We start from the raw sequence: 13,899 nt of genomic DNA on the forward strand, positions 1-13,899 counted from the left end.
CGGCCCGGCCCCCCCGGGGGGGGGCTCCCGCCCCCCGGGGTGGCGCCCGCCCCCCGACGGGTCGGTCAATTCGATGCTTTCGCGGTCGTGCTGGTAGCCGGGGCCGCGGATTGCGTTGTGGTTGTCGTCGGTTCAGCGGTGGTGGGCTTGGTCGTCTCGACCGGCGCCGCGACCGGAGAGGGGGCCGGAGTGGTGGCCGCCGGTGTCGTGGTCGTGGTCGGCGCGACCGTGGTGGTCGGACTGCTCGTGCTGCCGGTCGTCGTGGGGGCGGCGCTGGTGGACGTCGCCGACGTGGTCGAAGCCTTGGCGGGTTCGGTGGTCGGCGTCGCCGAGGTGGTCTCCACCGCCTTGTACACGGCCGCCAGATCGGCTTCTTGCGGCTTGGAGGTCGGGTCGACCTGCTTACCGGCCTGTGCCTGCTTCGCCAGATGGGTGAGCCAGGCCGCCGCGTACTCGGCCGAGGTCAGCGGCTTGCCCGCGGCGGGGTCGGCATCGTCCCAGTAGTCGAAGTGGTGACCGGTGTGGTTCGGACCGAGCGTGAGGTTGTACGGGTCGCTCATGATCACGGGGATGGTGTTCTGATTCGTCACGATGAGGCCGACGATCTCGTTGAGCACCTTCTGCGGCAGGTACGCCAACGGCGACATCTCAGCGGTCGAAATCGAATCCGCCTTCGCCGGGGCCTTCTTCTCCCCCGGCTTGTACGCCGGATCCGAGACCCGCAGCAGCACTTCCAGGAAGGTCTCGTCGCTCTGCATCCAGTTCGGCTGCGACTGGATGTCGGCGAACGCCGCCAACGCGATCCGGCCCAGCACCACCGCCACGTCCTGCCCGGTCGCCGGCGTCAACCCGTCGCGTTCCAGCGCGTCGACGTTCAGCTGCCTGCCGACGTTGACCACCAACTGCAGCAGCGAGATGTTCTGCGGCGCCGAACAGGTCAGATCGCCGTCCGAGCAGAACGACGCGATCTTGCCGTTCAACGCACCGAAGTCACCGCTGGTGCCCTGCACCGCGCCCCGGCCGGGGACCGGGTTCGTGCCGTTCTGATACTGCTGGTCGAAGCCGTCCGGGTTGCCGAACGGGTCCTTCGATCCAGGGAACGGCCCGTCTCCCGCGGAGCGGCCCGAGTCCGCCAGGATGACGACACCGACGACATCGGCCGGATCGACGACTTCGTAGGACCCGTCCTGGCCGGGTTCCTGGTGACCGATCTTCATCGCGACACGGCGGACGACATCGGCGCCCTCGCTGTATCCGACGATCGAGAACTTGGTGTCGGGGCACGCCTGCGCGATCTCCCGCATCACCCGCTCGGTGTTCGCGACACCGGCGTCGACCGCGTCCTCGTAGGTGGCCATGTTCGCCGGATAGGCGATGTAGACCGCGGCGTACGCGTCCGGATCGACGTCGTCGGCGGGCGCGTTGACCACCGGATCGACCCACTCACTGCTGTGGTCGCCGGACAGCGCGGCGGGCAGCGGGTTGCCGTTGGCGTCCACCAGCATCTTGGTGGTCCCCTCGACCGGGGTGTCGTTGCGACCGGCCACCGAGATGGTGACCATGTCGCGGCATTCCGTGACGGACGTCGTGAGCTGCGTATCCCTGGTTTGCGGCGACGACGTCAGTGCCAGCGAGGCGGCGACAACCGCCGCCACCCCCAATACCGCCGGGGCGGCAGCGGCCGAAGCTATGCGATGCCGCGCGAAGAACTCGCGAAGAGCCATGTCCTGTTTTCCATTCCATACACCGACAAAGTGGACGGACAAGCCCCCCGACGGGCCATACGTCACCGAGAACGTCGTGGTAGGGGGTCCGAGCGTTACTCGGATGGGGCGCACCACACTCCCCGGGCGATGTCCGGGCACGGAATCCGACTCTCAGTGTCCAGTGACTCAGATCACACCGCACTTCTGTCAGGGTTCGCGCCGCTGGCCGGTTCAGGAAGCGAACACCACCCAGACAGGAGTGAGACCATGACCCACCGCATCGTCGTCCTCGGCGCCGGATACGCCGGAGCCAACGCCGCCGGTCGCCTCGCCAAGCGGCTGCACCCCGCCGATGTCGAGATCACCCTCGTCAACGCCGATCCGGAGTTCGTCGAGCGGGTCCGCATGCACCAGTACGCGACCGGCCAGGATCTCGAGCGCCGCCCGCTGACCGACGTCTTCGCGGGTACCGGCGTGCGGGTGCGACTCGCGCGGGTGACCGCGGTCGACGCCGAACGCAAGACCGTGAGTGTCACCGCCGCCGACGGCCCCGGCGAGATCGCCTATGACACCCTCGTCTACGCCCTCGGCAGCGCCGCCGCCGACCACGGCGTTCCCGGCGTGGCCGAGCACGCCTACGACATCGCGGGCAAGCAGTCCGCGCAGCGGGTGCGAGACCGTCTGGCAAGCCTGGACGCCGGCGCGACCGTGCTGGTCGTCGGTGGTGGTCTGACCGGCATCGAAGCCGCCACCGAGATCGCCGAAGCACGACCGGATCTCGCCGTCGCCCTCGCCGCTCGCGGCGGCCTCGGGGACTGGCTCGGCGACAAGGCCCGGCAGCACCTGCGCAAGGCATTCGACCGGCTCGGTATCGATGTGCACGAGAACACCGAGATCGCCCGCGTCGAGCCGACCGGCGCGGTCACCGCCGACGGCCGGACGATCCCGGCCCAGATGACCGTGTGGACAGCCGGTTTCGCTGTCCATCCGATCGCTGCGGCCACCATGTTGCAGGTGTCGGCGACCGGGCAGATCGTCGTCGACGACACGATGCGGTCGGTCTCGCACCCCGACGTCTACGCCGTCGGCGACGCCGCGCTCGCCCCTGGAGCGAACGGCGATCCGTTGCGCATGTCCTGCGCCTCGGGAGTCCCTACGGCCTACCAGGCAGCCGACGCCATCGCCGCACGCCTGACCGGTCGCGAAATCCCCCGCAATGAGATCGGCTACACCGGGCAGTGCATCAGCCTCGGTCGCCGCGACGCCGTCGTGCAGTGGGTCACCCCCGACGATCAGCCCAAATCCTCCGCACTCACCGGCTGGGCGGCCGCGCGCGTCAAAGAGCTCATCTGCAAGAGCGCGGCCTGGAGCATCTCGCACCCGACGACGATGCTCCCGTCCCGCCGTCGTCACATCACCACAGCCGAGCCGAACCGCGCCCCTACCGCGTGAGGCCGCGCCCGCTGCGGGCCGTGTCGGACGGATCCGACGCGGCCCGCCCTGCTTTCACCCCACCATGGGACGGGACCAGCCTATTTCGGCACGCGGCATGGAGACGAACCGGTCCGTGACGACCGGGACATCACCCGCGCGCCATGTCCACGAAGCGGGACAGATGCAGCTGGTGGGCCACGGTGATCGTCGCGGTGGGGCCGTTACGGTGCTTGCCCAGAATCAGGTCCGCCTCGCCGCCGCGCGGGTCGTCGCGCTCGAAAGCGTCGGGACGATGCAGCAGGATGACCATGTCCGCATCTTGTTCCAAAGATCCCGATTCGCGGAGATCGGACACCATGGGACGCTTGTCGGTTCGCTGTTCGGGACCGCGGTTGAGCTGGCTGATCGCCACCACCGGCACCTCGAGTTCTTTGGCCAGCAGTTTCAAATTACGGGAGAAGTCCGAGACTTCCTGCTGACGTGATTCCACCTTTTTGCCGGACGTCATCAGCTGGAGGTAATCCACAACCACGAGTTTCAAATCGTGGCGCTGCTTGAGCCGCCGCGCTTTGGCGCGGATCTCCATCATCGTCAGGTTGGGCGAATCGTCCACGAACAGCGGCGCCTCGCTGATCTCACTCATCCGCCGGGCCAGCTTGGTCCAGTCGTCGTCGCTCATCCGGCCGGACCGCATATCGCCGAGCTTGATCTTCGCCTCCGCCGACAACAACCGCATGACGATTTCGGTGCGACTCATCTCCAGGGAGAAGATGACGCTCGCCAAGCCGTGCTTGATCGAGCAACTACGCATGAAATCCATTCCCAGCGTCGAATTGTGCGTCGGGATCATCGACCGCCCGGCCAGATACATGTGGTCGGCGTTGTCCACTTCGACGCAGCGAACCGGCACGCTGTCGATCCGGCGCACGTCGACGACGAAACGCGAGTTCGATCGCACGGTGCTGCGGGCCGCACGTCGTTCTTTGTGCAGCGCGGCCTTTCGATGCAGGCCGAACACCTGGTCGTCGGTGGCGAACGTGATCGTGTACGCGGTGGACGATTCCTCTGAGCGACCCGGGACTCGTTTGGTGGAGACCTGGCAGCGGTAGCCGAGGCTGACGATCAGCTCTTGCACATCTTCGACCAGTCGGGCATTGGTGACGCAGAACTGCACGGAGCCGCCGTGGGTCACCGTGCCGTCCGTGTCGAGCAGTCCTGCCAGGAGGGAACGGCGCTGCTGTTCAGACGCTCGCAAGTAGTCGACGGGAATGTGCTTGTTCCCCAAGACGCCGACCCCCCGCAGACGCGCTTGCAGGCTACCGACGGTGTTCCGGCATTTCTGGCACAGCCGCAGCCCGATCGACCGTTCGCCGCAATTGGGGCAGCGCGGTGGGGGCACCGGAGCCGAATGGAACCGCGCCTTACCGCCGCAGCTGCGGCCGCAGGTGCGGATCTCGCTGGTGAAAGGCACGAATTCTTTTCCGCACACCACGCACTCGCGGGCGGCGACCGGGTCGGGGGCCGGCAGTCTCAGCTGATAGCGCAGCCGAGCCGATCGCGACGGCACGGCGACGATCCCCTCGGCTTCGATGCGCGCGATGATCTCCGGATCGGCACAGGTGAGCTGTGCTGCGGCGGACGTTCCGTCGCCGAGCCAGGCACCCAGTGTGTAGGGAGGCACGGGCAACGTACGCGAAGGCAACTGCAGCGGAGCGCTATTGGCGATCGAATGGTTGAGCCTGCGATCGGCGGTGTCACAGCGCAGCGTCTTCGCGATTGCGGCGGTGGTACGCACCTCGGCGCGAGCCCGCTTCGAGCGCCGGGAAGCCCGGGTTTCGGTGCGCCATTGATGCTGCTCGTCTGCGACGATCACGGTGCCGTCGGAGAACTCGACTTCATAGCACGGGCGCCCGGCCAGGACCTCGGTGGCCGCGACGACTCGGGTAGGCAAGCCATCGGCATCCAGCAGCTCATCGCCGACTCGCACCTGGCCCATGGTGGTCCACCCGGTGGGCGTGGGCAGAGGAGTGTCCACTGCCAGCGCCTTACCGACGCCCGGCCGCGCCGCGACGATGATCATCTGGCCCGGGTGCAGGCCGTTGGTGATCTCGTCGAGTTCGGTGAAACCGGTGGGGACGCCGAGGGAGATGCCGCCGCGGCTGGCGATGGAGTCGATCTCGTCCATCGTCGGCTGGAGCAGTTCCTCCAAGGGGAGGAAATCTTCGCTGGTGCGGCGTTCGGTGACCTCGTAGACCTCGGCTTGGGCGCGGTCGACCACCTCGGCGACGTCCTGCCCGTCGGCGCCCGCGTAGCCGTACTGGACGATGCGGGTGCCCGCCTCGACCAAGCGGCGCAAAATGGCCTTCTCGGCAACGATTTCGGCGTAGTAACCGGCGTTGGCCGCGGTCGGCACGGTCTGGGTGAGCGTGACCAGATACGGCGCGCCGCCGATGCGCTTGAGTTCGCCGCGGCGGTCGAGGCCCGCGGCGACGGTCACCGGGTCGGCGGGTTCGCCGCGCCCGTAGAGATCGAGGATGGTGTCGTAGACGGCCTGATGCGCGGGCCGGTAGAAATCGCCGGGACGAAGGACCTCGACGACGTCGGCGATGGCGTCCTTGCTCAACAGCATGCCGCCGAGCACCGACTGCTCGGCCGCCATGTCGTGCGGCGGCTGGCGGCCGAAGTCTTCGCCGGGAGGTTCGGGCGGGAAGTCCGTGTGCCCGCGGTCATCGGTGGTTGTCACCAGACTCGACCGTCCTCTCTACCCCACGACCGGGTTCCACCCTGTCGACTCGTTGTACTCCCGGGCACCGACACGTTTGGGAAAGCCGTTGACCAGGGCTCCAGCTACCGCCGCGGCACCCGCCCGCGCACGCGACGCGGAGCGATCCGCGGGCGGCGATGCGACGAACCTAGGCGACCCGATGGGCATGGACCAAACCGCGCTGTGCACACAGCTGTGGATAACTTGGGGAAAGTTCACCAAACCGTGTGCAGGCCCTGTGTACAACTTGGGGAAAACGCAGGTCGGCAAGGTTAAACGCGCAGATAGATATGCGCTTTCGCGTTTTTCCAGGTGTGGATTAACGAAGTACCGGCGTGTCGGTCGAGTTGAACAGCCGGGCGTGTTGGGTTAACAGAACGTGAGCCGCATATGACTTGAATCACATTGCGGACGGTCGGTTCCGTCGGTAATCCACAGGCTGGACGAATAAGGCGCAGCCGCGAGGTCGTGTACCGCCCCGATTGTCCCGGATGACGCTCTCGAACATTCGGCAATCGATCAGCTAATAATCGACCTCGAATGACCGGGCACAGCCGAGGACCACTCCCATCGCTGAGACGGGAGTGGTCCTCGATGCTCTGCTTCGATCAGGCGGCGGTGACCGTGAGGTCGAACTTCGCCGCCACGTCCGGGTGCAGGTGCACCACGATGACGTGCTTGCCAGTCGTCTTGATGTGCGCCTTCGGCAGCTCGATGCTGCGCTTGTCGACGACGGGGCCACCCGCCGCCTTGACGGCAGCCGCGACGTCCGACTGGGTCACCGAGCCGAACAGCTTGCCGGTACCAGCGGTCTTGACCGCCAGCGAGACCGACTCGAGGCCCTCGAGGGCCTGCTTCAGCTCGTTGGCGTGGTCCAGGTCGCGGACCCGGCGGGCTTCCTGCGCCCGGCGGATGCCCTCGACCTGCTTCTGCGCGCCACGGCTGGCCGCGATCGCCAGACCGCGCGGCAGCAGGTAGTTGCGGCCGTAGCCGTCCTTCACCTCCACGGTGTCGCCGGGGGCGCCGAGGTTGTCCACATCAGCAGTCAGAATCAACTTCATTTGCGTGCCTCCCTTTCTCAGCGAGCCGTCGACACGTAAGGCAGCAGAGCGACCTCACGCGAGTTCTTGACCGCAACCGCGACGTCGCGCTGGTGCTGGACGCAGTTGCCGGTGACGCGGCGGGCGCGGATCTTGCCGCGGTCGCTGACGTACTTGCGCAGCAACGCCGTGTCCTTGTAGTCGATCGTGACGGTTCCGGTCTTGCTCTCCTTGCAGAACGAGCAAGCCTTCTTCTTGAGCACCTTTTCGCGCGCGGGCGCTTTAGGCATGGTCTTGTACTCCGTAATCATTGATGGCCCGAAGCGAGCGGGCCGCTGTGGCCGTTCTCAGAACGGCGGTTCGTCATCCATGCGGCCGCCGCCCCCGAAGGAGCCGGCCGCGGGCGCACTGCCCCAAGGGTCGTCCTCGGCACCGCCGGAACGCCCACCGCCACCACCGGAGGAGGCGTAGTTGCCACCGCCGCCGGACCCGGACCCGAAGCCGCCGCCACCGCTGCCACGGCTGGTCTTGTTGACCTTCGCGGTGGCATAGCGCAGCGAGGGACCGACCTCGTCGACCTCGAGCTCGACGACCGTGCGCTTCTCACCCTCGCGGGTTTCGTAGGAGCGCTGCTTGAGCCGTCCGCTCACGATGACACGGGAACCTCTGGTCAGGCTTTCGGCGACATTCTCCGCGGCCTCACGCCAGATGTTGCAGCGCAGGAACAGCGCTTCGCCGTCTTTCCATTCGTTCGAATTACGGTCGAACACACGGGGAGTCGACGCGACGGTGAAATTCGCCACCGCCTGTCCCGCCGGTGTGAATCGAAGCTCCGGGTCGGCCGTCAGATTTCCGATGACGGTGATGACCGTGTCGCCTGCCATGTGGTTCCTCCTGCTCGGTGTGCAGTCCGCGTCTCGCTGTTGCGCTAGAGCCTAGGCACAGGCTCCGACGCAAACGAGGGTTGCCGGACTACTTGTCGTGGCGCAGAACCTTGGTGCGCAGCACCGTCTCGTTGAGACCCAGCTGGCGATCGAGTTCGTTCACCGTGGCGGGCTCGGCGGTCAGATCGACCACGGCGTAGATGCCCTCGGCGTGCTTGGCGATCTCGTAGGCGAGCCGGCGGCGGCCCCAGATGTCGACCTTGTCGATCTTGCCGCCCTCGGTGCGAACGACACTGAGCAGGTTGTCCAGCGACGGACCAACAGTGCGCTCGTCCAGGCTCGGATCGAGGATGACCATCACTTCATAATGACGCACGGACCAATCACCTCCTGTGGACTAGGAAACGGCCACGGACGGTCCGTGGCAGGAGGGTCGTTGCGTCAGCAACCCGAACAGGCTACATGAGCGGCAGCTGAGCAGTGAAATCGCCCCGGCGTGCGGTCCGGGCGCGCACGCGGCCGCTCCGCGCGTTCGCCTCCGTAGGAAGGGGGAACGGCGGCACCGCCCGGACCGTCCGCTTAGGGTGGATCCATGCCGACCGGACTCGTCGCCAGCGACCTGCCCGCGGGTCGCGTGCGACGCCGTGCGGCGCTGGCCGTGGTGGTGGTGCTGCTCTGCGGTCTCGTCCTCGCCCTGGCGTACGCGAACAAGGCGCGCTGTGCTGGGGCGCCGTTCGACCGGGACGGGCGCAGCACGGTTTTCGATGTCGTCAAGGACTCGGACGTCTGCTACTCGGACATCCAGTTCCTCTGGCTCGGCAGAGACATCAACGAACACGTCTTCCCCTACGTGACCGGCGGCATCACCGACGACGGCGCGTTGGTTGGCGGCGCGGTGGAGTACCCCGTGCTCAGCGGTGTGCTGATGTGGCTCGGCGCGATCGGCGCGCACAACGACGCCGATTTCCTGCGGTACTCGGCGCTGCTGCTGGCGCCGTTCGCCCTGCTGACCGCGTGGATGCTGGCTCGCCTGGCCGGCTGGGCCGCCCTGTTGTGGGCCGCAGGCCCGCCGCTGGTGCTGTACGCGTTCCACAATTGGGAGCTCCCGGTGGTGTGCACCGCGGTAGCGGCCGTCTACGTGATGGCGGCGCCGACCCGGTACTCCGTGCGGACCAGGGGGATCGTGGCCGCGGTGCTGCTCGGGCTCGGATTCTGTCTCAAGCTGTACCCGGGGATCTTCGTGTTACCCCTGCTGGCGTATGTGCTGACCGGGGGCGAGCGTGCGGGAGAAGGGCCGCAGCGCAGGCTGGACGTCCGAGGCGCTCTGCTCACCGCGGCCGCGGCGATCGGCACCGTCGTCGCGGTGAACCTGCCGTTCGCGCTCGCGGGGTACGAGGGCTGGCGCGCGTCGATCACCTTCCAGCAATTGCGGCAGGCCGACATCACCACGAATTCCATCTGGTACTGGGGACTTCGGCCGATCTTCGGTCCGGACGCGCGCAGCGAGGCGGCATTCCAGCAAGTGGTCTCGGTCGCTTCCCCGCTGCTCGTGCTCGCGGCGTTCGCGCTGGCCATGTGGCTCGGAGGGATGCGTTACCGGGCGACAGGCGTGTTCCCCTGGGTCGGGGTCAGCGGCGCGATGCTGTGTGGATTCCTGTTGTTCCACAAGGTGCATTCACCGCAGTACACGCTATGGCTCGTGCCGTTCCTGGTGCTGCTCGAGGTGCCGTGGTGGTTGATCGGCAGTTATCTCGTCGCCGACGCGGCGATCGGCATCGGGGTGTTCCGGTACTTCTACTCGATGGGTTCGGGCACCGCGGTCGAGCAGATGGAGAATGTCGTCGAGTTCGGGGTGTGGGGGCGCGCGAGCCTGCTCGTCGTGTTGTTCTTCGTGTTCCTGTGGGCGTTGCCGCGCGGGAGCCGGTCGGCGTCGTCCCCGTTGCCGCGGTCCGACCCCCGCAATCTGGTCCCGGTCGTCTAAGGCCCGCCGTGCCGGGCCCGGAAGGCGGCGCTCTTGGCGCGATTGCCGCACAGCGTCATGTCGCACCAGCGGCGCGAGCCGCCGCGGGAAGTGTCCACGTAGAGCCGGGTGCACGCGGGTCGGCCGCACTCTTTGACGAGTGCCCCGCTACCCGATAGCTCGATCGCGGACCGGGCGATGGCGGCCAGCGCCGCGTCCGCGTCGCCGGAGCGGACGACCGTGCCGTCGGCGCGCAGGCTGATCGACGGTGGTGCGGCGTCGGCGAACGCGTTGACCGTCCGACGGTCGGCGTCATCGAAGATATGTCCCTCGGCGGCGGCGAACGCCATGCGGTAAGCCGCCTCGCGCAGACGGACCGCACGGGCGAGGGTGTCGGCGTCGCTGTGCGGGGGGCGGTCGAGCAGCCCCGCGGCGACGATCCAGTCGGCGAGCACGGCGGGGGTGGCGAGAATGTCCTCGAACGTGGACGACCGTGCCTTGACGGTGCCCGCGAAATCCAGGGCGAGGTTGCCGCTCACAAAGGTGAACACCCTCGCATGATAACCGCCTTGACAGGTTAGTTCGGCGGATGCGACCGTGATAACCACCCTAGGTGGTTAGTTGTAGGGAGGTTCCGTGCAGAGTCGATTCGCGATGGCGGCCGCGCAACCGCTGTTCGTCGTGTTGTGGAGCAGCGCGTTCATCGCCGGTGTGATCGGGGTGGGCGCCGCGCCGCCGCTGATGGTGTTGTTCGTGCGCTTCGCCGTCGCAGGGGTCCTGCTCATGACGTACGCGGTCCTCGCGCATGCCACGTGGCCGCGCGGTCGCACGCTGCGGCACGTGCTCGTCGCTGGGTTGCTGATGCAGATGGTCCAGTTCGGAGCCTTCTACACGGCGATGGCCGAGCATGTCTCGGCGGCGGTGATCGCGCTGGTGCAGGGCCTGAATCCGGTGGTCATCGCGCTGTGCGCCGGACTGATCGGCGAGGTGGTCACGCTGCGGCAGTGGTTCGGCTTCGGCATCGGCGGAATCGGGGTCGCCCTGGCCGTGTTCGACCAGTCCCACTTCTCCGCGACCGGACTGCTGTTGTGCGTGGTGGGACTGCTCGGTCTGAGCATCGGCACCGTCTATCAGAAGCGGTTCGCGCCCGCCGTCGATCCGAGAGCCTCCACGGCGTTGCACGTGGCGGTGAGCGCGCCGATCGCCGGGGCGCTGGTCTGGGTGTCGGGCCAGACCCAGGTGTGGGACGCGGGCCGGTTCGCCGGGTCGCTCGTCTGGATGGTGCTGGTGAACTCCATGGCCGCGTTCCTGCTGCTCAACGCCATGCTGCGGCGGTGGGACGCGACCAGGGTCGGCAAACTGTTCTTCGCGACGCCCGCCGTGACCGCGATCCTGGCCTGGCTGCTGATCGATCAGCCGCTGCGGCTGCCGACCGTCGCCGGGCTCGGCATCGGCCTGGTCGGTCTGGTGTTCGCCGCGCGCACGCCGACCGGATCGGCGGCCGTGGCGCGCAGGCCGGTGCCCGCGGCGCGGTGACCTACTTGCGCCCGCTCTGCCACTGCATGCCCCACTGATAGGCCTGGTCGAGTTCCCGCTGGGCGCCGTCGACGTAGTGCACTTCGCGATGCACGGTGATCCCGGCCCCCTGATTCTGCAGCAGGGCGATGGCGCACGAGCGGGCGCCGTCCACCGGAGAGTCGAGGCGCATCTCGACCTGCGGGCCTGCTGTGGGATAGAGCGTCACCACGCCGTCGGCGGCGGCCCAGTTGGGCACGCCCTCGTAGATGAAGGCGAAGATCAGGATGCGCCGGAACAGCTCCGGCCGGGCCAGATCGATGTGCAGGTTCTCGCCGGAGGCGGCCGAACCGCTGCGATCGTCGCCGTCGAGCCGGATATAGGGCTCGCCCTCCAGCGTGCCGAAATTGTTCCCGATCGCCTGGACCACGCCTTTGGCGCCGTTGGACAGTTCGTAGAGACAGCCGAGGTCCAGATCCACGGGCTTGGACCGGCGGAAGAAGCCCCTGGATCCGCTCGACCAGTTCAGGTTGACCCGCATGGTGCCCTGCTGCTCACCCGGCTTGGTCAGGTTGATGCTCGGTGTCGCCTTCGACAGGGTCACCTTGGACAGGTTGACGCCGCCGGGGTTGTCGTCGATCGCCATGGCGCGATCCCCCCTCTGTGGAAATGAGAGCGGCAGCGGCCATCCGTGGGGATGGGGCCGCTGCCGCAACGGGTCTTGGGCTGCTTGCCGGAGATCAGCCTACCGGCGTCGGTTCCGGTTCGCTGTCCAGTTCCTCCTCGTCCGCTCGGCGGTTGCGGACGATGCTCGTGACGAACGCCGCGCCGATGAACGCGACGCCGACCAGGCCGGTGACGAGCTCGTTGATGTGCACGCCGATCGAGACGAGCAGGATCGCCGCGAGCGCGCCGATCGCCCAGTGCGCGCCGTGCTCCAGGTAGACGTACTCCGACAGCGTGCCCTTGCGAACCAGGTAGACCGTGATCGACCGGACGAACATGGCGCCGATCAGGCCGAGGCCGAGCGCGATGATGATCGGGTCGGAGGTGATGGCGAACGCGCCGATCACGCCGTCGAACGAGAACGAGGCGTCGAGCACCTCCAGGTAGAGGAACAGGAAGAAGCCCGCCTTACCGGTGGCCTTGGCCAGCTCCGACGGGCCGCCTTCGGTGTGCTCCTCGGTGTGGAACATCGAGCCCAAGCCGTCCACCGCGATGTAGGTGATCATGCCGAGCAGCCCCGCCACCAGGACGGTCGAGCGGTGCGCCTCGTCGGCGATGTACTCCGCGGTGAGGATCAGCCCTCCGCCGGCGACCACGATGGAGAGCATGTCCAGCTTGCCCGCCTTGGCCAGCGGCCGCTCCAGCCAGCTCAGCCAGGTGATGTCGCGTTCCTCGAAGATGAAGTTGAGGAACAGCAGCGCGAGGAACATGCCGCCGAAGGCAGCGATCTGCGGGTGCGCGTCGGTGAGCAGTTTCTCGTAGCTCGGGCTGCCGTCCGGGAAGGTCAGCGCGTCGCCCGGGGGCGGATTGAGGGCCAGGTCGAAGGCCTCCACCGGGTTCAGTCCGGCCGTGATCCACACGATGGCGAGCGGGAAGACCAGACGCATGCCGAACACCGCGATCAACACGCCGATGGTGAGGAAGATCCGCTGCCAGAAGGCGCTCATACGTTCGAGCACGGTGGCGTTGATCACGGCGTTGTCGAACGACAGCGACACCTCCAGGATGCCGAGGATCGCGACGAGCGCGAGGGCGGTCGGGCCGCCGTACAACACCGCCACGACCAGGGACAGCACCGTGATGACGAGGGACATGCCGAATATGCGCAGGACCACGCTGGGACCTTTCGTGAGTGAAAAACGAGGCGGCGACGGTTGCTACCAGCGTGGCTGCTGGATCGCCGGTTGTCCAACGCGCTCCCAGGGCGCCGGCATGCCTGGGTCGCACGACGAGGGGGCCCGTCACCGGGCCCCCTGCGAACAGCGAAGTGTCCCTTAGACGTTCACGCCGTAGTCGCGGGCGATGCCCGCCAGACCCGAGGCGTAACCCTGGCCGATCGCGCGGAACTTCCACTCCGCGCCGTTGCGGTACAGCTCGCCGAAGACCATCGCGGTCTCGGTCGAGGCGTCCTCGGTCAGGTCGTAGCGGGCGAGCTCCTCGCCGTTGCTGCGGTCCACGACGCGGATGTAGGCGTTGCGGACCTGACCGAAGGACTGCGACCGGGAGTCGGCATCGTAGATCGAGACCGGGAAGAAGATGCTCTCGATCGTGGGCGGGGTGTTCGCCAGGTCGACGTTGATGACCTCGTCGTCGCCCTCGCCCTCACCGGTCCGGTTGTCGCCCGCGTGCTCGATCGCGCCCTCAGGCGACCGCAGGTTGTTGAAGAAGACGAAGTGCTGGTCGGACAGGACCTTCTTGTCCGCGCCGGTCGCGATGGCGCTCGCGTCGAGGTCGAAGTCGGTACCGGTGGTGGTCCGCACATCCCACCCGAGGCCGACCGCAACAGCAGTGAGGTTAGGCGCCGCCTTGGTCAGCGAGACATTGCCGCCCTTGGACAAACTGACACCCATGCGGGATTCCCTTTCAATAG

General features: G+C 67.4%; 13 protein-coding genes. 3 read left to right on the forward strand and 10 right to left on the reverse strand.

The window, feature by feature from the left end; translation table 11 throughout:
• Window positions 1-65: 65 nt before the first annotated feature.
• The gene (locus GVY64_RS13425; protein WP_159841197.1) at window positions 66-1,724 is read right to left on the reverse strand and encodes a cutinase family protein; all 1,659 of its coding nucleotides are present in this window, start codon (window positions 1,722-1,724) and stop codon (window positions 66-68) included.
• Between the two features lie 249 nt (window positions 1,725-1,973).
• Here GVY64_RS13425 and GVY64_RS13430 point away from each other — a divergent pair, with 249 nt between their 5' ends.
• A complete protein-coding gene (locus GVY64_RS13430) occupies window positions 1,974-3,158 on the forward strand; it encodes an NAD(P)/FAD-dependent oxidoreductase (protein WP_159841199.1) in 1,185 nt (394 codons plus the stop codon).
• 130 nt (window positions 3,159-3,288) lie between these two features.
• Here the strand turns inward: GVY64_RS13430 and dnaB are convergent, their stop codons facing one another.
• From dnaB to rpsF, 5 genes are all read right to left on the reverse strand, one after another.
• Entirely contained in the window at window positions 3,289-5,883 is a 2,595-nt protein-coding gene (dnaB, locus tag GVY64_RS13435) for a replicative DNA helicase (RefSeq protein WP_268895623.1), read from the reverse strand.
• 629 nt (window positions 5,884-6,512) lie between these two features.
• A complete protein-coding gene (gene rplI, locus GVY64_RS13440; RefSeq protein ID WP_159841201.1) occupies window positions 6,513-6,965 on the reverse strand; it encodes a 50S ribosomal protein L9 in 453 nt (150 codons plus the stop codon).
• Between the two features lie 17 nt (window positions 6,966-6,982).
• Window positions 6,983-7,234 carry a 30S ribosomal protein S18 gene (rpsR, locus tag GVY64_RS13445; RefSeq protein ID WP_043700357.1) on the reverse strand — a complete coding sequence of 84 codons (252 nt, stop codon included), beginning with the start codon at window positions 7,232-7,234 and terminating at the stop codon, window positions 6,983-6,985.
• Between the two features lie 57 nt (window positions 7,235-7,291).
• Window positions 7,292-7,828, reverse strand: a complete 537-nt coding sequence (locus tag GVY64_RS13450; RefSeq protein WP_159841203.1) for a single-stranded DNA-binding protein — start codon at window positions 7,826-7,828, stop codon at window positions 7,292-7,294.
• An 88-nt stretch (window positions 7,829-7,916) separates the two neighbouring features.
• Entirely contained in the window at window positions 7,917-8,204 is a 288-nt protein-coding gene (gene rpsF / locus GVY64_RS13455; RefSeq protein WP_159841205.1) for a 30S ribosomal protein S6, read from the reverse strand.
• A 216-nt stretch (window positions 8,205-8,420) separates the two neighbouring features.
• Between rpsF and GVY64_RS13460 the strand changes: the two genes are divergently transcribed.
• The gene (locus tag GVY64_RS13460) at window positions 8,421-9,809 is read left to right on the forward strand and encodes a hypothetical protein (protein WP_159841207.1); all 1,389 of its coding nucleotides are present in this window, start codon (window positions 8,421-8,423) and stop codon (window positions 9,807-9,809) included.
• Here GVY64_RS13460 and GVY64_RS13465 read toward each other — a convergent pair.
• Window positions 9,806-10,339, reverse strand: a complete 534-nt coding sequence (locus GVY64_RS13465) for a CGNR zinc finger domain-containing protein (RefSeq protein WP_159841209.1) — start codon at window positions 10,337-10,339, stop codon at window positions 9,806-9,808. The two genes, GVY64_RS13460 and GVY64_RS13465, sit on opposite strands and share 4 nt — an antisense overlap.
• Before the next feature lie 85 nt (window positions 10,340-10,424).
• Here GVY64_RS13465 and GVY64_RS13470 point away from each other — a divergent pair, with 85 nt between their 5' ends.
• A complete protein-coding gene (locus tag GVY64_RS13470) occupies window positions 10,425-11,324 on the forward strand; it encodes a DMT family transporter (RefSeq protein ID WP_236566809.1) in 900 nt (299 codons plus the stop codon).
• Window position 11,325: 1 nt separating this feature from the next.
• Here the strand turns inward: GVY64_RS13470 and GVY64_RS13475 are convergent, their stop codons facing one another.
• The 3 genes from GVY64_RS13475 to GVY64_RS13485 all read right to left on the reverse strand — a co-directional run bounded on the left by GVY64_RS13475 (window position 11,326) and on the right by GVY64_RS13485 (window position 13,879).
• Entirely contained in the window at window positions 11,326-11,949 is a 624-nt protein-coding gene (locus GVY64_RS13475) for a TerD family protein (protein ID WP_159841211.1), read from the reverse strand.
• 94 nt (window positions 11,950-12,043) lie between these two features.
• A complete protein-coding gene (locus tag GVY64_RS13480; RefSeq protein WP_159841213.1) occupies window positions 12,044-13,144 on the reverse strand; it encodes a DUF475 domain-containing protein in 1,101 nt (366 codons plus the stop codon).
• A 159-nt stretch (window positions 13,145-13,303) separates the two neighbouring features.
• Complete coding sequence (locus GVY64_RS13485) at window positions 13,304-13,879, reverse strand: TerD family protein (RefSeq protein ID WP_062966714.1); 576 nt, start codon at window positions 13,877-13,879, stop codon at window positions 13,304-13,306.
• Window positions 13,880-13,899: the final 20 nt, after the last annotated feature.

Source organism: Nocardia sp. CY41 (assembly GCF_009829325.1).
Classification (GTDB): Bacteria; Actinomycetota; Actinomycetes; order Mycobacteriales; family Mycobacteriaceae; genus Nocardia.